The 24,490-nt window shown below is 71.1% G+C and carries 20 protein-coding genes; 7 read left to right on the forward strand and 13 right to left on the reverse strand.

The genetic code is table 11. The annotated features are described in order from the left end of the window. Nucleotides 1-272: 272 nt before the first annotated feature. The 10 genes from IQ210_RS12545 to IQ210_RS12590 all read right to left on the reverse strand — a co-directional run bounded on the left by IQ210_RS12545 (nucleotide 273) and on the right by IQ210_RS12590 (nucleotide 15,535). Nucleotides 273-2,483, reverse strand: a complete 2,211-nt coding sequence (locus tag IQ210_RS12545; RefSeq protein WP_194079022.1) for an FUSC family protein — start codon at nucleotides 2,481-2,483, stop codon at nucleotides 273-275. 73 nt (nucleotides 2,484-2,556) lie between these two features. Beyond that, nucleotides 2,557-3,900, reverse strand: a complete 1,344-nt coding sequence (locus IQ210_RS12550; protein WP_194079529.1) for an NAD(P)/FAD-dependent oxidoreductase — start codon at nucleotides 3,898-3,900, stop codon at nucleotides 2,557-2,559. 222 nt (nucleotides 3,901-4,122) lie between these two features. Then, nucleotides 4,123-4,527: an ATP-binding protein gene (locus tag IQ210_RS12555; protein WP_194079023.1), complete on the reverse strand. Its 405-nt coding sequence runs from the start codon at nucleotides 4,525-4,527 to the stop codon at nucleotides 4,123-4,125. Nucleotides 4,528-4,640: 113 nt separating this feature from the next. After that, nucleotides 4,641-6,542: an AMP-dependent synthetase/ligase gene (locus tag IQ210_RS12560; protein ID WP_194079024.1), complete on the reverse strand. Its 1,902-nt coding sequence runs from the start codon at nucleotides 6,540-6,542 to the stop codon at nucleotides 4,641-4,643. Between the two features lie 157 nt (nucleotides 6,543-6,699). Then, nucleotides 6,700-7,785: a glutamate--cysteine ligase 2 gene (locus IQ210_RS12565; protein WP_194079025.1), complete on the reverse strand. Its 1,086-nt coding sequence runs from the start codon at nucleotides 7,783-7,785 to the stop codon at nucleotides 6,700-6,702. Nucleotides 7,786-7,849: 64 nt separating this feature from the next. Beyond that, on the reverse strand, nucleotides 7,850-10,051 hold the full coding sequence (gene glgB, locus IQ210_RS12570; protein ID WP_194079026.1) for a 1,4-alpha-glucan branching enzyme: 2,202 nt from the start codon (nucleotides 10,049-10,051) through the stop codon (nucleotides 7,850-7,852). Between the two features lie 4 nt (nucleotides 10,052-10,055). Continuing rightward, nucleotides 10,056-11,441: a maltokinase N-terminal cap-like domain-containing protein gene (locus tag IQ210_RS12575; RefSeq protein ID WP_194079027.1), complete on the reverse strand. Its 1,386-nt coding sequence runs from the start codon at nucleotides 11,439-11,441 to the stop codon at nucleotides 10,056-10,058. A 26-nt stretch (nucleotides 11,442-11,467) separates the two neighbouring features. After that, on the reverse strand, nucleotides 11,468-13,186 hold the full coding sequence (gene treS, locus IQ210_RS12580) for a maltose alpha-D-glucosyltransferase (protein ID WP_194079028.1): 1,719 nt from the start codon (nucleotides 13,184-13,186) through the stop codon (nucleotides 11,468-11,470). Beyond that, nucleotides 13,183-15,162: an alpha-1,4-glucan--maltose-1-phosphate maltosyltransferase gene (locus IQ210_RS12585; protein ID WP_194079029.1), complete on the reverse strand. Its 1,980-nt coding sequence runs from the start codon at nucleotides 15,160-15,162 to the stop codon at nucleotides 13,183-13,185. The genes treS and IQ210_RS12585 overlap by 4 nt, the downstream gene beginning before the upstream one ends. Before the next feature lie 73 nt (nucleotides 15,163-15,235). Beyond that, nucleotides 15,236-15,535 (reverse strand): DUF5133 domain-containing protein, encoded by a 300-nt coding sequence (locus tag IQ210_RS12590; protein WP_194079030.1) that lies wholly within the window; start codon nucleotides 15,533-15,535, stop codon nucleotides 15,236-15,238. Nucleotides 15,536-15,783: 248 nt separating this feature from the next. Here IQ210_RS12590 and IQ210_RS12595 point away from each other — a divergent pair, with 248 nt between their 5' ends. Both IQ210_RS12595 and glgX read left to right on the forward strand, forming a co-directional pair. Further along, entirely contained in the window at nucleotides 15,784-16,269 is a 486-nt protein-coding gene (locus tag IQ210_RS12595) for a pep a2 (RefSeq protein WP_194079031.1), read from the forward strand. Further along, the gene (gene glgX, locus IQ210_RS12600; protein ID WP_194079032.1) at nucleotides 16,266-18,419 is read left to right on the forward strand and encodes a glycogen debranching protein GlgX; all 2,154 of its coding nucleotides are present in this window, start codon (nucleotides 16,266-16,268) and stop codon (nucleotides 18,417-18,419) included. The genes IQ210_RS12595 and glgX overlap by 4 nt, the downstream gene beginning before the upstream one ends. Here the strand turns inward: glgX and IQ210_RS12605 are convergent. Then, nucleotides 18,391-19,194 (reverse strand): VOC family protein, encoded by an 804-nt coding sequence (locus tag IQ210_RS12605; RefSeq protein WP_194079033.1) that lies wholly within the window; start codon nucleotides 19,192-19,194, stop codon nucleotides 18,391-18,393. The genes glgX and IQ210_RS12605 overlap by 29 nt on opposite strands. Before the next feature lie 160 nt (nucleotides 19,195-19,354). Between IQ210_RS12605 and IQ210_RS12610 the strand changes: the two genes are divergently transcribed. Beyond that, nucleotides 19,355-19,687: an ANTAR domain-containing protein gene (locus tag IQ210_RS12610; protein ID WP_194079034.1), complete on the forward strand. Its 333-nt coding sequence runs from the start codon at nucleotides 19,355-19,357 to the stop codon at nucleotides 19,685-19,687. Between the two features lie 4 nt (nucleotides 19,688-19,691). On the opposite strand, the gene IQ210_RS12615 is transcribed toward IQ210_RS12610, so the two are convergent. After that, nucleotides 19,692-20,483 carry an RNA polymerase sigma factor SigF gene (locus tag IQ210_RS12615; RefSeq protein ID WP_194079035.1) on the reverse strand — a complete coding sequence of 264 codons (792 nt, stop codon included), beginning with the start codon at nucleotides 20,481-20,483 and terminating at the stop codon, nucleotides 19,692-19,694. Between the two features lie 242 nt (nucleotides 20,484-20,725). On the opposite strand from IQ210_RS12615, the gene IQ210_RS12620 reads away from it, so the two are divergent. The 4 genes from IQ210_RS12620 (at nucleotide 20,726) to IQ210_RS12635 (ending at nucleotide 23,511) form a co-directional block, all read left to right on the forward strand. After that, nucleotides 20,726-21,181 (forward strand): MarR family winged helix-turn-helix transcriptional regulator, encoded by a 456-nt coding sequence (locus IQ210_RS12620; RefSeq protein ID WP_194079036.1) that lies wholly within the window; start codon nucleotides 20,726-20,728, stop codon nucleotides 21,179-21,181. After that, a complete protein-coding gene (locus IQ210_RS12625) occupies nucleotides 21,178-21,999 on the forward strand; it encodes an ABC transporter ATP-binding protein (protein ID WP_194079037.1) in 822 nt (273 codons plus the stop codon). The genes IQ210_RS12620 and IQ210_RS12625 overlap by 4 nt, the downstream gene beginning before the upstream one ends. Then, nucleotides 21,959-22,804, forward strand: a complete 846-nt coding sequence (locus tag IQ210_RS12630) for an ABC transporter permease (protein WP_194079038.1) — start codon at nucleotides 21,959-21,961, stop codon at nucleotides 22,802-22,804. Before IQ210_RS12625 ends, IQ210_RS12630 begins: the two co-directional genes overlap by 41 nt. A gap of 191 nt (nucleotides 22,805-22,995) precedes the next feature. Beyond that, nucleotides 22,996-23,511 (forward strand): hypothetical protein, encoded by a 516-nt coding sequence (locus IQ210_RS12635; protein ID WP_194079039.1) that lies wholly within the window; start codon nucleotides 22,996-22,998, stop codon nucleotides 23,509-23,511. A 12-nt stretch (nucleotides 23,512-23,523) separates the two neighbouring features. Here IQ210_RS12635 and hemC read toward each other — a convergent pair whose 3' ends face one another. Next, the gene (hemC, locus tag IQ210_RS12640; RefSeq protein ID WP_132803954.1) at nucleotides 23,524-24,459 is read right to left on the reverse strand and encodes a hydroxymethylbilane synthase; all 936 of its coding nucleotides are present in this window, start codon (nucleotides 24,457-24,459) and stop codon (nucleotides 23,524-23,526) included. Between the last annotated feature and the right edge of the window lie 31 nt (nucleotides 24,460-24,490).

The raw sequence follows: 24,490 nt of genomic DNA on the forward strand, positions 1-24,490 counted from the left end.
CACGGGACTCGGGTTTGTGGCCGGGGGAGAGGGCGTCCGCGGCAGGTGTGGGGCCTCCGGTCTCAGGCTCGCGGCCGGGCCGTCCTGGCATCTGTGGCGGGTGTGAGGTCCGCCGGATTGGAGCTTGCGGCCGGGCGACTCCGGCCTCTGCGGGAGGCGTGGGGCCCCACCGGATTCGGGCTTGTGGCCGGGCCGTCCCGGCATCCGCAGCAGGTGTGGGTCCCGCCGGATTCAGGTTCGTGGCCCGCCCGCAGGTGTGAGGTTCACCGGCCTCACGCCTGCGGGCGGGCCACCGGTACCCGTAGTGGGCGTGCCAGGCCCACCACCCCCTCGTCCAGGCGGCCCAGATGCCGCAGTACCCGGTCCGTGACCCGGCCGAAGCGGGGTGTGCCGGGGCCGCCGGTCTCCAGCAGGGCGGCGATGCTCGGGCCGGTGCTGACCTCGTTGGTGGAGTGCTCGTCGGCGACGTGGGCGGCGATGGCGCGGATGTTGCGCAGGATGCGCTGTCCGGCGCCGCGCAGGCGTGGGTCCGCCGCGATCGAGGGATGCGTCGGCAGGAGTTCCGCGGTCGCGGCCAGGGCCCGCGCCTGGTAGGCGCAGGTCTCCAGCAGGGCCACGACGTACCGCGCCGTGTCCCGCCGGGCCCGCAGCGGGGTGACGGGATGCGTGAGCGGCTGGGTGGCGGCGCGCAGGTCGGCCAGCGCCTGGTCCAGGTCGCGCGCCTGGTCCAGCAGATCGGCCGGCGGGCCGCCGCTGAGCTGGTCCACGGCCGTCTCGGTGACGTCCGCGAGCCGGTCCAGCACGGCGACCAGTAGATCGTTGGTACGGCGGTCCGTCCGTACGGGCAGCACCAACGCCGCGGCCAGTACTCCGCACGCCGCCCCGAGCGCCGTCTCCTCGATCCGCAGCACGAGCACCGAGAAGCTGTAGGTGTGCAGCAGCGTGTAGAGCAGCCCCAGCGCGGCGGTCACGAAGAACGACATCAGCGTGTACGACAACGGGGCTGTGTAGAACATCAAAAACACGCACACCAGCACCAGCGCGAATGCCGTCCAGGTGTGGTGCCCGACCAGCGCCGCCAGCCCGATGCCCGCCACCACCCCGAGGACCGTGCCGACCAGCCGCCGGTAGCCCTTGACCAGGATCTCGCCCGTGGAGGCGGTGTTGATGAACACGATCCAGCAGGTCAGCACCGCCCAGTACCAGCGCTGACTGGACAGCAGCTCCCCGCCCACGATGGCCAGCGACGACCCCACCGCCACCTGCACGGCCGCCCGGGTCGTCGGCCGCCGCAACCCCGTGAGCTCCTCCTCCGCCCCTTCCTCGCCCGCGTCGATGGCCGCGTCCTCGGCGTCCAGCTCCTCCCGCGAGCGGGCCGTGGCGGGGCTGTCGTCCGACTCGTCCTGCGGCCCGTCGAGGGCGACCCGCAGCCCCAGCACCGCGCGGGCGGTCTCGCCGATGCCCCGGAAGACGTCCTGGACGGCGGGCGGGGCGACCGGCAGGTTCTCCTCGTCCCGGTAGCCGAGCAGCCGGTTGCGGACGTGCGACAGCGCGGTGCCGTGCCCCGCGGACACCGGCCGCAGGACGAGCAGCCGCAGCGCCTCCAGATCCCGGCGCAGCAGGTCGGTCGCCTTGTCCCGCACCGGCAGCAGCCCACCCGCGGGCACGGCCGCGCCCGGCAGATGCAGGGCCAGCGTGTCAGCCCGCTCGGCGCTGCGCGCAGTCAGCAGCAACAGGCCCAGCCGCTCGGCGGCCACCTCGGCGTCCGCCACCCGCCGCTGCACGAGCCGGGCCACGCTCTCGTCGGCGGTCCCGGCCTCCAGCCGGCCCTGGATCATCAGCGCGGTGTCGTGCAGCCGGGCGGTGCCCTCCCGTACGTGCTCCAGGGCCTTGTCGACGTCCTCCGGGCCCGCGTCGAGCAGTTCGAGCTGCGCGGTCACCAGCTGGGCCAACCGGGCGCGGAAGGCGGACCGCAGCCGCTCCAGCGTCCCCGCGGGCGTCTCCGGCACGAGGGCGAAACGCACCAGGGCGCTGCTCGCGAAGGCGACGCCGATCGCCCCGTACAGCGAAGGAAGTCCGGACACCGTCGCGCCGACGAACAGGGACAGGAAGTACACCTGGAACCCGATCAGCCCGAGCGCGGTGCCCCGGTCGCCGAACCGCCGCCCGTAGACCGCGCAGAAGATGAGCGCGACGAAGAACAGGTCACCGGCGACGACCCGGGAGCTGAGCAGCGCCGCCAGCGTGACGGCGGCCAGCGCGACCGGCAGCCCCAGCGCGAGGGTGCCGGCCTGCGCGGCACGCTCCTTGTCCCGGACGGCGAAGGTGGCGACCATCGCCGCGATCGCCCCCGCCACCAGATGCCGCACATCGGTGCCCGACGGGGCGAGCACGGCGAGCGTCAGCGCGATGGCCCCCACGGTCCGCAGCCCGGCGGTCAGCCGCAGCAGCCCAGGATCGGACGCCACGACAATGTCCCGCACGCGCACCCGCCGGACCCCGCTCACGCTCACCCGCGCCCTGCCCGTTGCCCGAGACCTCCTCCGCCGGGTGGGCCTAGTCCTGCCGCTCCGTTCCGTCCACGTGGGCGCGTACCTGTTCCGGTGTCAGGTACGCGTTCGTGTACTCGAAGTCCTTGAGCTTGGCCGCCCTGCGGGCCTGGAAGCCCGTGCGGACGAAATCGTCACCGGCGATCGCGTTCAGCGTCCAGTTGGTGGCGACGCGGACCTTGGCCACGTTGGTGCGCAGCGCCGCCCAGTGGTAGCCGCGGGCCGCGAACTGGGCGGGCAGGCCCCGCAGTTCGATGCCCAGCGGCTTGGACACGGCGTCCCTGCCACCGAGGTCGACGACGAGACCGAGGTCCTTGTGGGTATACGGCGTCGTCGCCCCGCCCCGCAGCGTGGCGATGACGTTGTCCGCGACGTGCTTGCCCTGCCGCATCGCGTGCTGCGCGGTCGGCGGGCAGATCGCGCCCTCCTCGCCCTTGGCCTCGTCCGGGACCGCGGCGGAGTCGCCGAGCGCGAACACCCCGTCCTGGCCCGGCATCTTCATGTCCGCGCCGACCACGAGCCGCCCGCGGAGCGTCTCGGCCCCCAGCGTCGAGATGAGCGGGCTCGCCACGACACCCGCCGTCCAGATCAGGGTGCGCGTCGGCACCACCCGGCCGTCGGTGAAGGTGACCTCCTCCGGGCCCGCCTTGGCGATGGACGTGCCGAGGGAGATCTCGATGCCGCGCTTGGTGAGGATGTTCTGCGCGGTGCTGCCCAGCTTGTCACCCAGCTCGGGCATCAGCTTCGGGGCGATGTCGATCAGATGCCACTTGATGAGGGCCGGGTCGATGCGCGGGTAGCGCTTGACGGCGGCGTGGGTGAGCTTCTGCAGACAGGCCGCGGTCTCGGTGCCCGCGTATCCGCCGCCGACGACCACGAACTGCAGCCGCGCGGCGCGCTCCGCCTCGTCGTGGCTGGCGTCGGCGAGGTCGAGCTGCGAGATGACGTGGTCGCGGATGTAGGCGGCCTCGGCCAGGGTCTTCATGCCGAACGCGTTGTCCGTGAGCCCGGGGATGTCGAACGTGCGGGTCACACTGCCCGGCGCCAGCACGATGTAGTCGTACGGCTCGTCGACGATCTCGTCGGTGATGGTGCGGATCACGCACACCTTCGCCTTGAGGTCCACGCCGATCGCGCCGCCCGGGATGATCCGGGTGCGGTACTTCTTGCTCCGCCGCAGCGACACGGCGATCGACTGGGGTGTCAGCACCCCGGAGGCCACCTGGGGGAGCAGCGGAAGGTAGAGCTGATAGGCGAACGGCGTCACCAGCGTGACGTCGGCCTCGTCGGCACCGAGTTTGCGTTCCAGCCGGCGTACACACTCCACGCCGGCGAAGCCTGCGCCAACCACCAGAATCCTGGGTCGTGTCACGGTCTTTCTTCCCTTCTGCGGCTCCGGCGGTCCGAGTCGAACGACGTTCGTCTGCCCTGGATCGCTGCTGCCCATCCCACCGATCCCACCGTGCCCGAAGCCGTTCCGCCAGCCGGGTGCGGCAGGCAGACGAACGCGTTGTGCACCACCATGCCCGCACTGGTGCGCGAGTGCACCGGATGCGAGTGAAAGTCATGTGAGTCACCAGGGCAGGAACACATGCACGTCCTTGCCGTCCTCTTCCGGAACGACGCTCACCTGCTCGCACAGGGCATGGATCAGATGCCAGCCGACGCCGCCACCGCCGGTGCGCGGGTGGAAGGGCCGCGGGGCCGGCGGAGTGGGGTTGGAGTCGTGCAGCGTCACGTGCACACCGTCGAAGGTCCGCCGCATGGTCAGGGAGAACTCCCCGGGCGCGTACTGCACCGCGTTGGCCGCCAGCTCGGTGACGACCAGCAGGATGTCGTGCCAGTACTCGGGCGCGCCCGGCGGGCAGACATCGGCGAGGACATACAGGAAGTCCTCCGCGGCGAGCCGGGCACCTGTCACACTCTGCGGCTCTCCCGGGAAGCTCGTGGTGCGGCTCGGGATCTCCACGGAGGCCACTAGGTCGTCCCTACGAGTTCATCGGCCATGTCCTTCTTCCAGCGTCCTTCGACGTCGGCGCTTGTGCGAGTTCCCGGGGACGCCGAGGTCAATCGGACCCACGGGACCCACTGTCACCGGAAGACGTTGTCCGAGTCCTCCCAGCCGGCCGGCTCCTCGGGCAGCCGCTGCCGGGTGCCGTGCGAGCGGGCCTGGTACATCGCGTCGATCTCGAAAGCGTAGTGCTCGACGATCGCGTCCCGGCGCAGTTTCATCGACGGCGTGAGCAGCGCGCTGGTGCGGTCGAAGGGCTCCGGCAGCACCCGGAAGACGCGGATGGACTCCGAACGGGACACGGAGCTGTTCGCCGCGGCGACCGCCCGCCCGATCTCCTCCCGCAGCGCGTTCTCCTCACGCGCCTCCCGGCTCGGCGCGTCCCCCGGCAGCGCGAGCGCGCCGCGCCAGTGGGTCAGGAAGTCCGGGTCCAGGGTGATCAGGGCCCCGATGCAGGGCCGGTTGTCGCCGACCAGGACCGCCTGGTGGATGAGCGGGTGCATCCGCAGCCGCTGCTCCAGGAAGGCCGGGGCCACGCTCTTGCCGCCGCTGGTGATGACGACGTCCTTCTTGCGGCCGGTGATCGTCAGATAGCCCTCGGGGTCGAGGTAGCCCAGGTCTCCGGTGGCCAGCCAGCCGCTGCCCAGCGCCGCCCGGGTGGCGGCCTCGTCGTTGATGTACCCCTGGAACACCGAGGGGCCGCGCACCAGGATCTCCCCGTCGTCGGCCACCCGGATGTCGGTGCCCGGCAGGGCCTGGCCGACGGTGCCGGACTTCTCCCGGCCCACCGGCTGGGCCGTGATGCCGCCGCTGGTCTCGGTCAGCCCGTAGGCGTCGTTCACGTAGAGGCCGATGCCTTCGTAGAACAGACAGAGTTCACGGCCCAGCGGCGACCCGCCCGAGGCGGCGCGCAGTACCCGGCCGCCCAGTGCGGCCCGCAGCCTGCGGTACACCGTCCGCTCGTACAGCGCGTGCTGGAGCCGCAGGTCCAGGCCGGGGCCCGGTCCCAGGCCCAGCCGATGGCGTTCGACGGCCGCCGCGAAGTCCCGGGCCGTCTCCGCGGCCCGCTCGAACAGGGCGCCGCGGCCCGCCTGCTGGGCCATCCGCAGGAAGTTCTTGTAGATCTTCTCGAAGAGCGACGGCACACCGCAGAAGTACGTGGGCCGGAACGACAGCAGGGACGCCGACAGCGTCTCGGGGCTCAGATCCGGCTCGTGGCCCATCAGCATGCCGCCGCGGATGCACAGGCTCTGCACCAGCAGGCCGTACACATGGGAGAAGGGCAGGAAGGCGAGGACGCTGCCCTGGCCGCCGGGCGGCACCACCGTGTGCCCCCAGCCCTCCAGCAGGACGTCGCAGGCGCTCGCCAGGCCCCGGTGGCTCACCGCGCAGCCCTGCGGCCGGCCGGAGGTGCCGGACGTGTAGACGACCGCCGCGGTGGAGTCCGGCAGCACGATGCGGCGCAGCGACTCCACCGTCGTGAACGGAATGAACTCACCCCGTTCCACGAGCTGTTCCAGCGCTCCCGTGTCCAACTGCCAGACGTGCCGAAGCCGGGGCAGCGAGGCGCACACCGACCCGACCGTCATCACGCTCTGTTCGTCCTCGACGACCACGCCGACGCAGCCCGCGTCCCGGAGGATCCACTCCACCTGGTCGCGCGACGACGTGGGATAGATCGGCACGACCTCGGCGCCCACCGCCCACAGGGCATGGCTGAGCACCGTCCACTCGTACCGGGTGCGCGCCATGATCGCCACGCGGTTCCCCGGCGCGATCCCGGAGGCCACCAGCCCCTTGGCCAGGTCCACCACCTCGTCCCGCACCTCCACGGCGGTCACTTCCTCCCACGGGGCGGAGGGACCGGAGCGGCGCGCGAGCATCGGCAGGGTGGGGTTGCGGTCCGCCGACTCGAAGACGCTGTCGGCGAGCCCGCCGGTCAGCGGGGAGACGGACGGGGGAGCGAGGGCGACGTCGCGCATGCGCTGCTCCTGATGTGTACGGGGTGTGACTCCACCGATGAGAACCGTTATCGGCGGTGCCTGAATCTAGCCCAGGCGGGAGCGGTCGGTGTCCGGATTCGACAAGGAGCGCCGGTTTGTTGATCTCGGCGTTATCGAGGGACGCGCCGCCGGGTTCCTACGTCTGGGTGCGGCGCGCGCACTCCCTGACGACCTCGCGCAGACTCCCGGTCCGCTCCATCAGCTCCCGCTGGACCCGCGCCCCGTTGCCTGTCCGCAGCAGCTCCGCACAGGCCTCCCGCGCACAGTCGAGGTCACCGGTCTCGGCCAGCGCCTCGCCGACGTGGTCCAGCAGCGCCCGTACGACCGCCTCCGCCGGCAGCCGGCGCATGGTCGCCGGATGCAGCAGCTCCTCCGTCAGCCCTGACCGGGCGGCCCGCCACGCGGCCAGCCGCAGCAGGCTCACACTGTGCGGCAGCGGCTCCCGCCCCGCCCGCCACTCGCGGGCCGCGGTCTCCACCAGGGCGCGGGCGAGGGTCGCGACCAGGACGGCGGACGACGCGTGCAGACAGACGTCGGCGACCCGGATCTCCACCGTCGGATAGCGCCGGGACAGCCGGGCGTCGAAGTAGACCATCGCCTCGTCGAGGAGCACCCCCGTGGCGACCATGTCCGCGACCCGCCGGTGATAGCACTCCGCCGAGCCGAACACCTCGGTCGGCCCGGCCGACGGCCAGCGCTGCCACACCCGGCTGCGATAGCTGCTGTACCGGGTGTCCCCGCCCTGCCAGAACGGCGAGTTGGCGCTGATCGCGGACAGCACCGACAGCCACGGCCGGATCCGGTCGATCACCGCGACGCCCTCGGCATCGGACTCCACGGACACATGGACGTGACAGCCGAGGACCAGGTCCCGGCTGGTGATCCCGTAGTGCTCCGCCATCCACTGGTAGCGGCGGCCCACCCCGATGGAGGGCCTGACCGGCAGCGGCGAGGTCGCGAGGGCGGCCACCGTGCAGCCGATCCCCTCGGCGAGCCGCGCCGCCTCCTTGCGGCAGCGGACGATCTCCGCACCGAGGTCCGCCATCCCCGACTGCGGGTGCGTGGCGAACTCCAGCATCTCGGTGTGCAGTTCCTTCTCGAAGACGTCCCCGTCCACCTCGTCCAGGGCGGCGCGCGCGAGCACGGCCGCGGACAGAGCCCGTGGCTCGCCGGTCTCCGGGTCGACAAGGAGGAGCTCCTCCTCCACTCCGACGGTGCGCACGTGGGGCCGCCCTTCTGCCATTACGACGGGGTCCGTACGCCCCGACTGCCCACGCGGCGGCCAATCACACGGGCGTCAGCCACACCGTGGCGAGCGGCGGCAGCGTGAGCGCGACGACACCGTCCTCCGGCTTGACCGGATCGGACGTGCCGACCCCGCTCCCGCCGTAGCGCCCGGCGTCCGTGTTGAGGACCTCCCGCCAGGCGGGGACGTCGCCGGGGACGCCGAGCCGGTAGTCGTGCCGGACGACGGGGGAGAAGTTGGACACGGCGAGGAGCGGGTTGCCGTGGGCGTCGTAGCGCAGGAACGCGAAGACGTTGTCGTCCGCCGCGTCACCGGCGACCCACTGGAAGCCGCCCGGGGTGGTGTCGCGCTGCCAGAGGGCCGGGGTGTGACGGTAGAGGCCGTTGAGGTCACGGACCAGGTCCCGGACGCCCCGGTGATCGGCTTCGGCACCGTAGTCGGGATCGAGCAGCCACCAGTCGGGGCCGTCGGGCTCGGACCACTCCGCGCCCTGGGCGAACTCCTGCCCCATGAAGAGCAGTTGCTTGCCGGGATGGGCCCACATGAAACCGAGGTAGGCGCGGTGGTTGGCGCGCTGCTGCCACCAGTCGCCGGGCATCTTCGACACCAGGGACTGCTTGCCGTGCACCACCTCGTCGTGGGAGATCGGCAGCACGTAGTTCTCGCTGTACGCGTACACCATCGAGAACGTCATCTCGTGGTGGTGGTACTTGCGGTGCACCGGCTCGTGCTGGATGTAGCCGAGCGAGTCGTGCATCCAGCCCATGTTCCACTTCAGCCTGAAGCCCAGCCCGCCGCTCTCGGTCGGCCGGGTCACCCCGTCCCAGGCGGTGGACTCCTCGGCGATGGTCATGACCCCCGGCACCCGCCGGTACACGGTCGCGTTCATCTCCTGAAGGAACGCCATCGCGTCCAGGTCCTCCCGGCCGCCGAACACATTGGGCGCCCACTGTCCGGAGTCCCGGGAGTAGTCGAGGTAGAGCATCGAGGCGACCGCGTCCACGCGCAGCCCGTCGATGTGGAACTCCTCGCACCAGTACACGGCGTTGGCGACGAGGAAGTTGCGCACCTCGACGCGCCCGTAGTCGAACTCGTACGTCCCCCAGTCCGGATGCTCGGCCCGCCGCCAGTCCCCGGGCTCGTACAGCGGCTCCCCGTCGAAACGGCCCAACGCCCAGTCGTCCTTGGGGAAATGAGCGGGCACCCAGTCCATGATCACGCCGATGCCCGTCCGGTGCAGGGCGTCGACCAGGTACTTGAAGTCGTCCGGCGAGCCGAGCCGGGCCGTCGGGGCGTAGAAGCCGGTGACCTGGTAGCCCCAGGAACCGCTGAAGGGGTGATGGGCGACGGGCATCAACTCGACGTGCGTGAACCCGAGATCCTTGACGTACGCCGGGAGCTCATCGGCGAGCTGACGGTACGTCAACCCGGGCCGCCAGGACGGCAGATGGACCTCGTACACGGAGAACGGCGCCTCGTGCACCGGAACATCGCCCCGGTGGGCCATCCACTCGGCGTCGTCCCACTCGTAGTGCGACACCGTGACGATCGACGCGGTGTCCGGCGGGACCTCGGCGCGCCGGGCCATCGGGTCCGCCTTCAGGAAGCGATGGCCCGACCGGGAGGTGATCTCGAACTTGTACCGCGTGCCCTCCCCGATCCCCGGCAGGAACAGCTCCCACACGCCCGCCGCACCGAGCGACCGCATCGGGAACGCCGTCCCGTCCCAGCACGTGAAGTCCCCGGCGACCCGCACACCCTGCGCGTTCGGCGCCCACACCGTGAACCGGGTGCCGGTCACGCCCTGGTGGGTCATCGGCTCCGCGCCGAGAGCCTTCCACAGCTCCTCGTGGCGGCCCTCACGGATGAGGTGCAGATCGGTGTCGCCGAGGGCGGGCAGGAAGCGGTACGGGTCGTGGACCTCGTGCTCGTCCTCCTCGTACGCCACCAGCAGGGTGTACGAGGGGATGGCCGCCAGCGGGAGGACGCCGGTGAAGAGGCCGTCGCCCTCGGAGACGAGCCGGCTGCGCTTCCCGTCGACGACCACGCTCACCGCGCGCGCGAAGGGACGCAGGGCACGGAAGACGATCCCGCCGGGCACCGGATGGGCGCCCAGCAGGGCGTGCGGGTCGTGGTGGGCGCCCGCCAGCAGCCGGGCGCGGTCGCCGGGGTCCAGGGCGGGTGCGGCACGGCAGGGGACCGGGCCGCCCGCCTCGGGGGGTGAGGTGTCACGCAGGGCCATGGCTTCAGCCTCCCCTTACGGCGAGTCGCTCGATCGCCGCCATCGGTACCGGGAGCCAGTCCGGACGGTGTCTGGCCTCGTACAGGACTTCGTACACGGCTCGGTCCGTCTCGTAGGCGCGGAGCAGACCGTGTTTCTTGCGGGGGTCCCAGCCGGCCCGGGCGGCGTAGCCGGCGCAGAAGGCCTCCCGGCAGCGGCGCGCCCACTCCGGGCGCCAGGGGCGGCGCTGCCGGGCGGCGTAGTCGAAGGAGCGCAGCATGCCGGCGATGTCCCGGACCGGGGAGTGCGGACTGCGGCGCTCGGTGAGCGGTCGGGACGGCTCGCCCTCGAAGTCGATGACGAACCACTCGCGCCCCGCCCGCAGCACCTGACCCAGATGCAGATCGCCGTGGATGCGCTGCGCGGGCGGCCCGGCGTCGCAGGCCTCCAGGGCGGCGAACGCCGTCCGCAGTCGCGGCACGAAGGGCTGGAGCGCGGGGACGCAGTGCGCGGCGGACGTCAGCCGCTCGGTCATCGCGGCCGCCGTGCGGCTGTTCTGGTCGCAGGCGGGCCCGTCGGCCGCGACGGCCTCGACGGGAAACGCCGCGGCGAGGGCGAGATGGACGTCCGCCATGGCCTGGCCCAGCTCGCGGGCCTGCGCCGTGAAGTCGTCGCCGCGCGCCAGCGCCTCCAGCGCCAGGGTCCAGCCGTCGGAGGCGTCGGGCAGGAACGGCTGGAGCACCCCGAGCGTGGCCTCGTACGGATGCGTCGTCCGGAACCAGGCCACGGGCGCGGGCACCCGACGGCAGCCCTGCCCGGCCAGCGCGCCCGGTACCTCCAGATCGGGGTTGATGCCGGGCTGGACGCGCCGGAAGAGCTTCAGGATGAACGCGTCGCCGTACACCAGCGAGGAGTTCGACTGCTCGGCGTCCAGCACCCGCGGCACCAGCCCGGTCGGCACGGACACCGCCGGGTCGGCCTCGAAGCGCAGCGGGCCCGCCGTGCCCGGATGCCGCAGCCGTTCCAGGAGCAGCTGCGCCGAACGCGGGTCCTGCAACGCGTCGAACACCGTCAGCCCGGCCAGCGGCCCGGACTCCGCCCGCCCGATCAGCGCCCGGCCGAGCCGCGGCGACAGATGCTTCCGGACGCCGAGCAGCAGCTGGTAGCAGTCCCCGGACACCGCCGTGGTGCCGCCGGGGGCGGGGACGGGCGTGTGCCCGGTGCGGACCAGCAGATGCAGACAGCCCGGGAACAGCTCCGTCAGGGACAGCAGTGCCAGGTCCGTGACAGGCCGGTCCTTGCCCGCGAACCAGCGCTGCCGGGGCAGCCACTCGCGCAGCAGCCCGGCCAGCGAGGCCATGGGCCCCACGACGGTCGTGTCGCTCGGGCTCGGGAATGCGGTCTTCGGCATGGTGACGCGTCCTTTCGTCGGCACGCTCAAGAGCGTCGGCCGATGCGGGATGCGACTCGGGAGAGCCGGAACCAGTAGAAGCCGTGCCCGCCGAGGGTCAGCAGATACGGCAGTTCACCGATGGCCGGGAACCGCACCCCGCCGAACAGCTCGACCGGGTGCCGGCCGTCGAACTCACGGAGGTCCAGCTCGGTGGGCTGGGCGAACCGCGAGAAGTTGTTCACGCACAGGACCAGGTCGTCCTCGTACTCCCGGAGGAAGGCCAGCACGGCGGGGTTGGAGGACTGGAGCTCGGTGAAGGTGCCGAGGCCGAACGCCGGGTTCTGTTTGCGGATCTCGATCATCCTGCGGGTCCAGTGCAGCAGGGAGGACGGCGAGGCCATCGACGCCTCGACGTTGGTGACCTGGTGCCCGTAGACCGGGTCCATGATGATCGGCAGGTTGAGCCGGCCCGGATCAGCGGTGGAGAAGCCGGCGTTGCGGTCGGGCGTCCACTGCATGGGGGTGCGGACGGCGTCGCGGTCGCCGAGCCAGATGTTGTCGCCCATGCCGATCTCGTCGCCGTAGTAGAGGATCGGCGAACCGGGCAAGGCCAGCAGCAGGGCGGTGAACAGCTCGATGGTGTCCCGGTCGTTGTCCAGCAGCGGTGCCAGGCGCCGCCGGATGCCGATGTTGGCGCGCATCCGCGGGTCTTTCGCGTACTCCGCCCACATGTAGTCGCGTTCCTCGTCGGTGACCATTTCGAGGGTGAGCTCGTCGTGGTTGCGGAGGAAGATGCCCCACTGGCAGCTCGACGGGATCGCGGGGGTCTTGGCGAGGATTTCCGAGACGGGGTAGCGGGACTCGCGTCGCACTGCCATGAAGATGCGGGGCATGACCGGGAAGTGGAAGGCCATGTGGCATTCGTCGCCGCCGGCCTGGTAGTCGCCGAAGTAGTCGACGACGTCCTCGGGCCACTGGTTCGCCTCCGCCAGCAGCACCGTGTCCGGGTACATGAGGTCGATCTCGCGGCGCACGCGCTTGAGGAACTCGTGCGTGGCGGGCAGGTTCTCGCAGTTGGTGCCCTCCTGCTGGTACAGGTACGGCACCGCGTCCAGTCGGAAGCCGTCGATGCCGAGGTCCAGCCAGAAGCGCAGGGCCGCCAGGATCTCCTCCTGGACCGCCGGGTTCTCGTAGTTGAGGTCGGGCTGGTGGGAGAAGAAGCGGTGGAAGAAGTACTGCTGGCGGACCGGGTCGTACGTCCAGTTGGAGGCCTCGGTGTCGACGAAGATGATGCGGGCGTCGCCGTACTGCTTGTCGTCGTCCGCCCACATGTAGTAGTCGCCGTACGGGCCGTCGGGGTTGTTGCGGGACTCCTGGAACCACGGGTGCTGGTCGCTGGTGTGGTTCATGACGAAGTCGATGATGACGCGCATGCCGCGCTGGTGGGCGGCGTCGACGAACTCGACGAAGTCGGCGAGGTCGCCGAACTCCGGGAGGACGGCGGTGTAGTCGGAGACGTCGTATCCACCGTCGCGCAGCGGGGACTTGAAGAAGGGCGGCAGCCAGAGGCAGTCGACGCCGAGCCATTGCAGGTAGTCGAGTTTGGCGGTGAGGCCCTTGAGGTCGCCGACACCGTCGCCGTTGCTGTCCTGGAAGGAGCGGACGAGCACCTCGTAGAAGACGGCGCGCTTGAACCAGTCGGGGTCCCGGTCCTTGGCCGGGGTGTCCTCGAAGGTGTCGTGGACGGGCTCGTTGACAGTCATGACGCGCTGGACCCTCCGCTCTGCGGTGCCGACGGCTGGACATGGAGCACGTGCGCGGGTGCCCGGCCGGGGTCCAGGCGCACATAGTTGCTCCTGCCCCACTGGTAGGTCTCACCCGTCAGTTCGTCGTGCACCGACATGGATGCGTTCCCGTCCAGGCCGAGTTGCCGCATGTCCAACGAGACCGTGGCCTCCTGGGTGTGGTGAGGGTCGAGGTTGGCGACCACCAGCACCGTGTCCGAGCCGGTGCGCTTGCTGTACGCGATGACGGCGTCGTTGTCGGTGGTGTGGAAGCGGATGTTCCTGAGGCGGTGGAGCGCCGGGTGGTGGCGCCTGACCTCGTTCAGCTGGGTGATGAGGGGGGCGATGGTGTCGGCTGTCCCCCAGTCGCGGGGGCGGAGTTGGTATTTCTCCGAGTTCAGGTATTCCTCGCTGCCCTCGCGCAGGGGGGTGTTCTCGCAGAGTTCGTAGCCGCTGTAGATGCCCCAGGTGGGGGAGAGGGTGGCGGCCAGGACGGCGCGGACCTCGAAGGCGGGCCGGCCGCCGTGCTGGAGGTAGGCGTGCAGGATGTCGGGGGTGTTGGCGAAGAAGTTGGGCCGCATGTAGGCGGCCGCCTCCCCCGACAGCTCGGTCAGGTACTCGGTGAGCTCCTGCTTGGTGTTGCGCCAGGTGAAGTACGTGTAGGACTGCTGGAAGCCGATCTGGCCGAGGGTGTGCATCATCGCCGGGCGGGTGAAGGCTTCGGCCAGGAAGATCACGTCGGGGTCGGTGGCGTTGATGTCCGCGATCACCCGCTGCCAGAAGACGACCGGTTTGGTGTGCGGGTTGTCGACGCGGAAGATCCGCACTCCGTGGTCCATCCAGTGCCGCAGCACCCGTAGCGTTTCGGCGATCAGGCCGTCGAGGTCGGCGTCGAAGGCGATGGGGTAGATGTCCTGGTACTTCTTCGGCGGATTCTCCGCATAGGCGATGGTGCCGTCCGGGCGGTGGTGGAACCACTCGGGATGCTTCTGCACCCAGGGATGGTCCGGGGAGCACTGCAACGCGAAGTCGAGCGCGACCTCCAGACCGTGCTTCTCCGCTTCCTGGATGAAGTAGTCGAAGTCCTCGATCGTGCCCAGGTCCGGGTGGATGGCGTCGTGGCCGCCCTCGGGGGAGCCGATCGCCCACGGCACCCCGACATCGTCCGGGCCGGCCGACAGCGTGTTGTTCGGCCCCTTGCGGAACGTCGTCCCGATCGGGTGGATCGGCGGCAGGTAGACGACGTCGAAGCCCATCGCGGCGATCGCCGGCAGCCGGCGCGCTGCCGTGCGGAAGGTGCCGTGCGGCCGCTCCGGGGTGCCCTCGGAGCGGGGGAAGAACTCGTACCAGGACCCGTACAGCGCCCGCTCCCGCTCCACCAGCAGCGGCAGCGGTTCGGAGGCGGTGACGAACTCCCGCAGCGGGTGCGCGGCCAGCACCGCGTCCACCTCCGGCGTCAACGCCGCCCCCAACCGGGCCGAGACGCTCAGCGAGTCGTCGCGCAGGGCGTCCGCCGCGGCCAGCACCAGCGCCTGCCCGGCGGCCTCGGGCACCCCGGCGGCCGCCCTCTCGTAGAGGTCGCCACCCTCCTCCAGTACGAGGCCGACGTCGAGACCGGCGGGGATCTTGATGCCGGCGTGACGGCGCCAGGTGGCGATCGGGTCGCCCCAGGCCTCGACGTGGAAGGTCCAGCGACCCACCGAGCCGGGAGTGACGTCGGCGCCCCAGCGGTCGGTGCCGGGGGCGAGTTCACGCATCGGCGTCCACGGGCCCGGACGGCCCTCGGGGTCGGTGAGGACGACGCTCGCGGCGACCGCGTCATGGCCCTCGCGGAACACCGTGGCAGTCACCTGGAAGGTCTCTCCCTCGACCGCCTTGGCCGGGCTGCGGCCGCCGTCGACGGCAGGCCGGACGTCCCGTACCGGGATACGGCCGATGGTCTCGCTCGCACTCATGGGTCTCGCCTCCGCCGTGCCGAGGGCCGGGCCATGTGGCCCGGCCGGGGTTCCAAGCTGCGCCGGAAGGGATCTACCTCCCCGCGGGAGAACGGGTGAGCTCCACCGGCGGCCCCCGGTGCACCGGGGCGGTGGCACAGAGCTGCGCCTCCTGCTCCTGGAGGTAGGTCACGACGCCCATCCGCAGATAGCGTTCGGCGGCGTCGGCGGCCTCCCGGGCGCAGCGCTTCCCCATGAGCACGCAGAGGGTGTAGCCCGAGTCCTCGAAGGTGGCCCGGACCGTGCGGTCGGCGGGGGAGGCGAGCATCACGCGCTCCCAGGCCCGGTACCGCCGCAGTTGCCGGGCGACTTCGGCCTTGGCCGGTAGCAGCATGGCGCGGTTCACCTTCCGTGGGGAGTTTCACTCATGGTGCACGTGTGACGACGCAGCGTCTTGTTGGATCTTCAACCATCGCTCAGTGAGCGGCGATCGGGCGGTTGATCTGCTCGTGTTGCACGAATGGCGTAGCGCCCGCACGCTTGAGGTCACTCAGGAGCGATCACTGCTCACGCTGCGCGTTCGGGGCTCGTCCCGCAGGGGCGAGGTGAAGGCGGAGCTTCGCCGGTGAGGAGCGAAAGAAGATGAAGACCGCAGTGCCCTGCTACTACCACCTCGACGTGGAAGTCACCCCGGAACGGGTCGGCCAGGTCAAGCGCATTCTGGCCGCTCATCTCCGGTACTGGGATCTCGACACCCTCGTCGAGCCCGTCTGTCGCGGTGCCGGATTGCTGCTGAAGGCCATCGACGAGCACGCGACCGACAAGGAGACGTCGATCGAGATGTGGTGGAACGGCCAGCACCTGATCACCGCGATCGGTGACAACGACCGCGATCTGCGCCCCGACCAGGACCTCCGCGGCTGCCTGGCACACATCGCCGCGATGAGCGACGGATGGGGCTGCTGCGCCACCGAGACCGGCAGCAAGGTCATCTGGTTCTCGCAGCGCGCCCGCGCCGGCGAGCGTGTCCCGCTGGTGCCGACGGCCCCCGCGCCGAGCCTGCGCGAGGTGCTCCAGGTGCCCCGCGAGGAACCGGTCGTGGGCGGCGTCCTGGAGGACGCCCGGTGACCGCGAAGCGCCGACGCACGGCTGGGGTGCCCGTCTGGAACGGGCACCCCTACCCGTTGGGGGCGTCGTTCGACGGCAAGGGCACCAACTTCGCGCTGTTCAGCGAGGTCGCCGAGTGCGTGGAGCTGGTCCTCGTCGACGACGACGGCAGCCACCACAGCGTCCCGCTCGCCGAGGTCGACGGCTTCGTGTGGCACTGCTACCTGCCCGGGATCGGTCCGGGGCAGCGCTACGGCTACCGGGTGCACGGACCCTGGCATCCGGAACTCGGCCACCGCTGTGACCCGGCGAAGCTGCTCCTGGACCCGTACGCCAGGGCGGTCGACGGCAGCATGGACAACGACCCCTCGCTCTACGCCCCCGACGCCGACAGCGCCGGGCACACCCTGCTCGGCGTGGTCACGGACCCCGCCTTCGACTGGGGCGCGGACCAGCCGCCCCGGCGGCCGTACGCCGACACGGTCATCTACGAGACCCATGTCCGCGGCCTGACCCGCACCCACCCCGACGTCCCCGCCGAACTCCGCGGCAGCTACGCCGGGTTGGCCCACCCCGCGGTCGTCGACCATCTGACGTCCCTCGGGGTGACCGCGGTCGAGCTGATGCCGGTGCACCAGTTCGTGCACGACGGCGTCCTCCAGGACCGCGGCCTGTCCAACTACTGGGGCTACAACACCATTGGTTTCTTCGCCCCGCACAACGCCTACGCCGCCCACGGCAGCCGCGGCGGCCAGGTCGCCGAGTTCAAGTCGATGGTGAAGGCGCTGCACGCGGCCGGCCTCGAAGTGATCCTGGACGTCGTCTACAACCACACCGCCGAGGGCAACGAGAAGGGCCCCACGCTCTCCTTCCGCGGCATCGACAACGCCTCCTACTACCGTCTGGTGGACGGCGACTGGAGCCACTACTACGACACCACCGGCACCGGCAACAGCCTGCTGATGCGGCACCCGTACGTCCTGCAGCTCATCATGGACTCGCTGCGCTACTGGGTGACCGAGATGCATGTCGACGGCTTCCGCTTCGACCTCGCGGCCACGCTGGCCCGGCAGTTCCACGAGGTGGACCGGCTGTCGGCGTTCTTCGACCTGATCCAGCAGGACCCGGTGATCAGCCGCGTCAAGCTGATCGCCGAGCCGTGGGACGTCGGCGAGGGCGGCTACCAGGTGGGCAACTTCCCGCCGCTGTGGTCGGAGTGGAACGGCAAGTACCGCGACACCGTACGGGACTTCTGGCGCGGCCAGCCCGGCTCGCTCGGCGAGTTCGCGTCCCGGCTGACCGGCTCCTCCGACCTGTACCAGCGCAGCCGGCGCCGCCCGCGCGCCAGCGTCAACTTCGTCACCGCGCACGACGGTTTCACGCTGCGCGACCTCGTCTCGTACAACGACAAGCACAACGAGGCCAACGGCGAGGGCAATCGCGACGGCGAGAGCACCAACCGCTCCTGGAACTGCGGCGCCGAGGGGGAGACCCGCGATCCGAAGATCCTGGAGCTGCGGGCCCGCCAGCAGCGCAACCTCATCGCCACGCTGCTGTTGTCCCAGGGCATCCCGATGCTCTGCCACGGCGACGAACTAGGCCGCACCCAGCGCGGCAACAACAACGCCTACTGCCAGGACAACGAAGTCTCCTGGATCGACTGGCGGTTGACCGGGGAGCAGCGCGACCTCGCCGACTTCACCCGGTACGTCGTCGCCCTGCGTGCCGCTCATCCCGTCCTGCGCCGCCGCCGCTTCTTCCGCGGCGAGACCGTGACGTACGCGGGCCAGCCGCTGCCCGACCTCGTCTGGTTCGCGCCGGACGCGCGCGAGATGACCGACGGCGACTGGCAGCGCCCCGACGCGCACTCCGTCGGCGCCTTCCTCAACGGTGACGCCATCGCCGAACCCGACTCGTGCGGCCGCCCCGTGGTCGACGACTCCTTCCTGCTGCTGCTGAACAGCTACTGGGAGCCGGTGGACTTCCGGCTGCCGGAACCGGCGTACGGCGAACGCTGGACGACGCTGATCGACACTGCGGAGCCCCAGGGGGCGGACGAGGTGGAGCACAAGGCGGAATCCGTGGTGACGGTCGGGGCGCGCAGCCTGGTACTGCTGTCGCGGCCCTCGGCGAGCGCTCCGGTCAGCGGGCGGGGCGCGACGTCACGGTGAACTGGGCGCCGTCGGGGTCGCGCAGCACCGCCTCGTCGCCGCTCTTGGACAGCACGCTGCCGCCGTGGATCTCCGCGGCGCGGGTGCAGGCGGAGACGTCCGACACGGCGAAGTGCACCTGCCAGTGCGGGCGGATGGTGGGGTCGGGTGCCGCGCCCAGCGCACCCGACTCGATCCGCGCCACGATCTCGCCCTGGCTGCGCAGCACGACCTCGCCTCCCTCGTAGTTGACCTCGCAGCACCCCGGGCGGTCCGAGGCCCAGTCGAGGATCTCGCCGTAGAAGATCGCGGCGTCGAAGGCGTCGCGGGTGTGCAGTCTGATGAAGGCGGGAGCCGCGCGGCGCCAGCTCTCCCAGTCGGAGAAGAGCTCGCCCTCCCAGATCCCGAAGGTCGCCCCGTCCCGGTCGGCCAGCAGCGCCGCCCGGCCCGGCGGGAAGGACAGCGGTCCGACCGCGGCCGTGCCGCCCCGCTCCTGGGCCCGGGCCACGGCCTCGTCAGCGCTGGCCACCGCGAAGTACGGCGTCCAGGCGACGGCCATCTGCCACATCGCGGCGACCGCGGCGATCCCCGCCACCGGTGTGTCGTCCACCACCGCCATCCGGAACCGGTCGCCGAGCCTGGCCGGCCGCCACTCCCAGCCCAGCACGGCGGTGTAGAAGCCCTCGGTGGTCTCCAGGTCGCGGCTGGTCAGGCTCACCCAGCAGGGTGCGCCGAACACGGAGTGCGTGGAGACGACATTCGTCGTGCCGTGGGGGAGTTTCATGTCGTGATTCATGGCAGTCGCGTCCTGGTCTCGCCGGCCGGGCAGCCACCGGTCTGTCTTCCAGTGTCCAACCGGAACTGTGCCGGGCGCCTGTCGAGTACCCCCGCGGCGCGCCCGAAACGACATCGCGGGCCCAGTGGCATTGCGCCGGTCGAGTGAGCAGGATGGAGGCGTGACCCCCGCATCGAGCGACCCTTCCGACGAGGCCGGCCGCATCTTCGAGCTGCAGGAGGAGGTCGAGCAGCTGAAGGAGGCCGTCGCCTCGCACGCCGTCGTGGACCAGGCGATCGGGATGATGGTGGCGCTCGGCCGGGTCACGCCGGACGAGGGCTGGGAGGTCCTGAAGGAAGTGTCCCAGCGGACGAACATCAAGCTCCGCAATGTCGCCGACTTCATCCTGATCTGGGGCCGGGACGGGCGGATGCCCCCGGAGATCCGCGTCGAGCTGGAGGCCGCTCTCGACCGGCACGGCCCGACACAGATCCCCGAGGCCCCCTCGGAGTGACCGCTCAGCGCGCCTCCGCCTCCAGTTCCGTGCGCAGTCTGGCGAAGCAGGCGCTGAGCAGCCGGGAGACGTGCATCTGCGAGATGCCGAGCTGCTGCGCGATGCTGCTCTGGGTCATCCCCTGGAAGAAGCGCAGGTAGAGGATGGTCTGCTCGCGCTCCGGCAGGGCCAGGAGGCAGGGCGCGACGGACACCCGGTCGACGACCACGTCGTAGCCGGGGTCGGGGCCGCCGATGGCGTCGCCCAGGGCGTAGCCGTCGGTGCCGGGCATCTCCGCCTCCAGTGACAGCGCGGAGTAGCACTCCAGCGCCTCCATCCCGGTGCGCACCTCGTCCTCGGTCAGCTGGGCGTGCTCGGCGATCTCGGGGACGGTCGGGACGCGTCCCGGGATCGTCTGCGCCAGCTCCTTCGCGGAGCGGCGGACACGGTTGCGCAGGTCCTGGACCCGACGCGGCACGTGCAGCGTCCACATGTGGTCGCGGAAGTGCCGTTTGATCTCGCCGGTGACGGTCGGGACGGCGTACGCCTCGAAGGCGTGGCCGCGCTCGGGGTCGTAGTGGTCGACGGCCTTGACCAGTCCGAGGGCGGCGACCTGGTACAGGTCCTCCAGGGATTCACCGCGCCCCTTGAAGCGGACGGCGATGCGCTCGGCCATGGGCAGCCAGAGCCGGATCAGCTCGTCGCGCAGGGCTTGGCGCTCGGGGCCGTCGGGCAGTTCGTGCAGGCGGACGAAATCGTCGGTGGTGTCGGGGGCGTCGTCATGCGGGTGCGGCTTCGTCCTGCTCGTGACAGGCATCGTGCGCACCTCCTCAGCGGGTGCCGGCTGGGACAGAACCCATGGGAGGAAGGCTGTACGGACGACAGGCGGAGGACGCCGGGGCCGAAGAGCGGCTCCCATGGACGTGCCTCCTGTCCGAAGCACATAAATGCGAATTCCCGCTACAAACCGATCCAAACAATTTTGCGAGCGCCTATATCGCCTCTGCCTTGACCGTCTCTTGGGTTCATTACCTCTGCTACAGAGCTAATCTCGGCGGTGTGGAGCACGAGACGTTTCCGGAGGAGCTGGCCGACGCGCTCGTCGGGGTCCAGCGGCTGATCCGGCGCCGGCTGCGCCGGGAGATGCCCGCGCCGCAACTGCGGGGCGCCGAGGTGGAGTTGCTGCGGCTCGTCGTGGCCCGGCCCGGCATCCGCATCTCGGACGCCGCCAAGGATCTGTACCTGGCGGGCAATTCCGTGTCGACACTCGTCAACCAGCTGGCCCGGCAGGGCTATCTGGTCCGCGAGACCGACCCCGCCGACCGGCGGGCGGCCCGGCTGCTGCCGACCCCGGCCGCCGAGGCGCGGCTCGGTGAATGGCGCAGGCGCCGCGCCGACCTCGTACGCCAACAGGTCGCCAAGCTCGACGAGGCGGACCGGGAGGCGCTGGTCGCGGCTGTCCCGGCCCTGCGGCTGCTGGCCGAGAACCTGCGTGAGGAAGGGGAGGAGCCATGACCCAGGACGCCGTCGCGTGCACCGGGCTCGCGTACGCCTTCGGCGGCACCCGCGCCGTGGACGGACTCGACCTGACCGTGGCCGAGGGCGAGGTCTTCGGACTGCTCGGCCCGAACGGTGCCGGGAAGACCACCGCCATCCGCTGCATCACCACCCTGCTGCCGGTACCGGCGGGCATGGTCCGGGTCTTCGGGCACGACACCGCCGAGGACCGGATGGCCGTACGACGGCTGCTCGGTTACGTCCCGCAGCAGCTGTCCGCCGACCAGAGCCTCACCGGCCGTGAGAACGTCGCCCTGTTCGCCCGTGTCTTCGACGTGCCCCGCCGCGAGCGCGCCGCGCGCGTCGGACAGGCCCTCGCCGCCGTCGACCTCACCGACGCCGCCGACCGGCTCGCCAAGACCTACTCCGGCGGCATGGTCCGCCGCCTCGAACTCGCCCAGGCCCTGGTCAGCGCGCCCCGGCTGCTGATCCTCGACGAGCCGACCATCGGCCTCGACCCGATCGCCCGCACCGGCGTGTGGGAACACATCAACGCCGTCCGCGCGGCCACCGGCATGACCGTCCTCGTCACCACCCACTACATGGACGAGGCCGACCAGTACTGCGACCGCGTCGGCCTCATGCACCACGGCCGCGTCCGCGCGCTCGGCACCCCCGCCGAACTGCGCCAGGGCCTCGCCGCGCGCCGCGGCACGACCACCCTGCCCACCCTCGAGGACGTCTTCCGCGAGGTCGCGGGCAGCGGTCTCGACGACGAGTCAGGAGACTTCCGCGATGTCCGAAGCACCCGCCGTACCGCAGGCCGCGTCGGCTGACGGCATCGGCCTGCTGCTCCAGGCGCCCCGGCCCCGCGCGGGCTGGCGGCTGCTGCCCGCCCGGGTCGGCGCGATGTGCGCCGTGGAACTGCAGAAACTGCGCCACGACCGCACCGAGCTCTACACCCGCGCGGTCCAGCCGGCCCTCTGGCTGCTGATCTTCGGCCAGACCTTCACCCGCATCAAGGCGATCCCCACCGACGGCATCCCCTACATCGACTACCTCGCGCCCGGGATCATCGCCCAGTCCGCGATGTTCATCGCCATCTTCTACGGCATCCAGATCATCTGGGAGCGCGACGCCGGCATCCTCAACAAGCTCCTCGTCACCCCCACCCCGCGCTCGGCGCTGATCACCGGCAAGGCCTTCGCGGCCGGCGTGAAGTCGCTCGTGCAGGCCGTGGTCGTCGTCCTCATCGCCGCCGTCCTCGGCGTCGCCCTGACCTGGAACCCGCTGAAGCTGCTCGGCGTCGCCGCGGTCGTCGTCCTCGGCTCGGTCTTCTTCTCCTGTCTGTCGATGACCATCGCCGGCATCGTCCTCAGCCGTGACCGGCTGATGGGTTTCGGACAGGCCATCACCATGCCGCTGTTCTTCGGCTCCAACGCCCTCTACCCGCTCTCCGTGATGCCGGGCTGGCTCCAGGCGGTGAGCAAGGGCAACCCGCTCAGCTATCAAGTGGACGCCCTGCGCGGCCTCCTCCTCGGCACGCCCGCGCATCTCGCGCTCGACTTCGCGGTGCTCCTCGTCGCCGCCGCGCTCGGCATCGCCGCGGCCTCCTCGCTGCTCGGCCGGCTCGCTCGCTGATCATGCGCGCGGACGTGATGTGCGGCACGCCCGAGCGCGGCCCGAGGAGCGCTCCGGGCGGATTCTTCCTGCGCACGGCGTGATCGCTGATCAAAGGGGGTGAATGGGCTGGCCACAGCGCATTCTGCTCATTTGACAGTGCACTGAGCACACAGATAGGAAGCAGCTCTCTGAGGGTGGAGAGGTGGATTGTGTACGAGCCGAACGTGGTCGGGGACTGGCAGGAGTACGACGAGCATGCCGGCCTGCGTGTCCGCGTCCACCGTCTGGAGGCCGCGGAGCCACCACGCGGACGGGACGACGCCGCCGAGGGGCTCACGTACTTCTGTGTCCGGGTGACCGTCGAGAACCGCGGTGCCCGGCACGCCACGATCCATCTCGAGGACGGCCAGATCGACGTCCGGGTCGGCCCCGACGGCGAGAGCGCCTTCATCGACTGGCGCAACTCGCAGTTCATCGAGGGCTTCGACGTCTACCCCCTGCGCCGGGCCACCGCCGTGCTCTACGCGGCCGGTCCGGAGGCCGCCCTGAGCCAGGTCGACGTGCAGATCCAGCTGCGCGTCGACGACGACTGGGCCGACCGGCGGCTGTGGGCGGGCGGCATCGGCCTGCTCGAAGGGGCCGTGCAGCCGGGGGCCGCCCGCGAGGGCCTGGCCTGCCAGGTGAGCAACTTCCTGCGGGACCAGGCCGAAGAGGGCACCGCCTGACCGTCGCCTCGGTCAGTGCGGGATGCCGTCGATGATCTCGCGGGCGCCCTGACGCAGCAGCGCCACCGCGACCGACGTGCCGAGCGTGGCCGGGTCGAGGCGGCCCGCCCATTCGTGGGCGTTCAGCCGGGTCTTGCCGTCGGGAGTGAACACACAGGCCCGCAACGACAGTTCACCACCGTGGTCCACGCGCGCGTACCCGGCGATCGGGCTGTTGCAGTGGCCCTGGAGGACGTGCAGGAACATCCGCTCCGCGGTGGCCTCCCGGTGCGTGTCCGGGTCGCCGAGGCCGCTGACCGCGTCGATCAGCTCGGTGTCGCCCTCCCGGCACTGCAGGGCGAGGATGCCCGCGCCGATCGGCGGCATCATCGTCTCGGGGGAGAGGATCTCGCTGATCACGTCCTCGCGGCCGATGCGCTCCAGGCCGGACACCGCGAGCAGCAGCGCGTCCGCGTCCCCGGCCGCCAGCTTGGCCAGCCGCCGGTTGGCGTTGCCGCGGAACGGCACGCACTCCAGATGCGGGTGCGTGGCGGCCAGTTGGGCGACCCGGCGCACCGAGGACGTGCCGATCCGGGTGCCCTCTGGCAACTCGTCCAGGGTGAGCCCGCCGGGGTGGATCAGCGCGTCCCGGATGTCGTCGCGCTTGAGGAACGCGGCGAACGTCGTGCCGGCCGGGAGCGGCCGGTCGGCGGGCACGTCCTTCACACAGTGCACGGCGAGATCGGCCTCGCCCGCCAGCAGCGCGGCGTCGACCTCCTTGGTGAACGCGCCCTTGCCCTCCACCTTGGACAGGTCGCCCAGCCACTTGTCACCGGTCGTCTTCACCGGCACGACCTCGGTGCGCACACCTGGATGAAGAACGCCCAACTCGGCGCGGACACGCTCCACTTGGGCCAGCGCCATGGGCGAGTCGCGGGAGACGATACGGATCAGCTCGGGCACGGACATGCGGGACACGATAGACCCTCCCGGCGGACGG

It is taken from the genome of Streptomyces justiciae (genome assembly GCF_015163075.1).
GTDB lineage: Bacteria > Actinomycetota > Actinomycetes > Streptomycetales > Streptomycetaceae > Streptomyces > Streptomyces justiciae.